At 59.8% G+C, this 470-nt stretch carries 1 pseudogene; it reads left to right on the top strand.

The features are described 5' to 3' along the window. Nucleotides 1–470: pseudogene (locus J5M71_RS27955) on the top strand (lipid A biosynthesis lauroyl acyltransferase); the annotation flags it as partial.

Here is a 470-nt window from a genome sequence, read left to right as displayed (position 1 = left end):
ACTGGGAAGTGCTCAACCACTTCTATTGCAGCCAGTGCAAACCGATCATTTTCTACCGTCCGCCGAAGCTCAAGGCAGTGGATGAATTGCTGCGCAAACAGCGCGTGCAGCTGGGCAACAAGGTCGCAGCGTCGACAAAGGAAGGCATTCTCAGCGTCATCAAGGAAGTGCGCAAGGGCGGTGCCGTGGGCATTCCCGCCGACCCGGAACCGGCCGAATCCGCCGGGATTTTCGTGCCGTTCTTCGCCACACAGGCGCTGACCAGCAAATTTGTGCCGAACATGTTGGCCGGCGGCAAAGCGGTCGGTGTGTTCCTGCATGCGCTGCGCCTGCCTGACGGCTCGGGCTACAAAGTCATTCTCGAAGCCGCGCCCGAAGCGATGTACAGCACCGATACCGCAGAGTCCTGCGCGGCGATGAGCAAGGTAGTGGAACGTTATGTTGCGGCGTATCCGAGCCAGTACATGTGG

This window comes from Pseudomonas sp. 43(2021) (assembly GCF_017490805.1).
In the GTDB taxonomy this organism is placed as follows: domain Bacteria; phylum Pseudomonadota; class Gammaproteobacteria; order Pseudomonadales; family Pseudomonadaceae; genus Aquipseudomonas.
The sequence above is the reverse complement of the archived record's forward strand: the minus strand, read 5'-3'. Positions and strand labels throughout refer to the sequence as shown.